Raw genomic sequence first — 542 nt, 5'->3', positions numbered from 1 at the left:
CGCCCAGAATAAATGCCGTGCATACGTCTGTTCCGCCACTGGATGAGGCAATCCAGAGGTCGTCTTTCACATTATCGTAGCACCACTGAAAGCCTTCTGGTGGTAATGGTGAGCCAGTCGAACTAATATTTTTCAAATGCTGTAAATTAAATTCTTCTTTTGGAACAAGACCATCCTTCATGCAAGCAGTAATGTAACTTGCACTTGTCCCAAATACGGTCATTTTTGTTTGTTCGGCCATTTTCCAAAGCATTTTTTTGTCAGGGTAACCAGGATTTCCATCATATAAAATAATCGTACTGCCAGTCAGTAATCCGCCAACAAGAAAGTTCCACATCATCCAGCCTGTTGTGGTAAACCAAAAAAACCGGTCGCTCTCATCCAAATCAGCATGGAAGGTCAATGCCTTCAGATGCTCCATTAAAATACCACCCTGACTTTGAACAATGGGTTTTGGTTTTCCCGTTGTTCCTGAGGAGAAGAGCACCCATAGCGGGTCATTAAAAGGGACACGCTCAAAGTTAAGTGTCAATTCCCGTTTA

1 protein-coding gene is annotated in these 542 nt (G+C 43.0%); it reads right to left on the bottom strand.

Features of this window, described 5'->3' with window-relative positions; all coding sequences use genetic code 11:
- A partial coding sequence (locus tag AC3G7N_RS22340; protein ID WP_489424297.1) for an AMP-binding protein occupies positions 1–542 on the bottom strand: 542 nt, incomplete at both ends.

This window comes from Virgibacillus carmonensis, from assembly GCF_057836705.1.
This window is presented reverse-complemented; position numbering and strand designations above follow the sequence as displayed.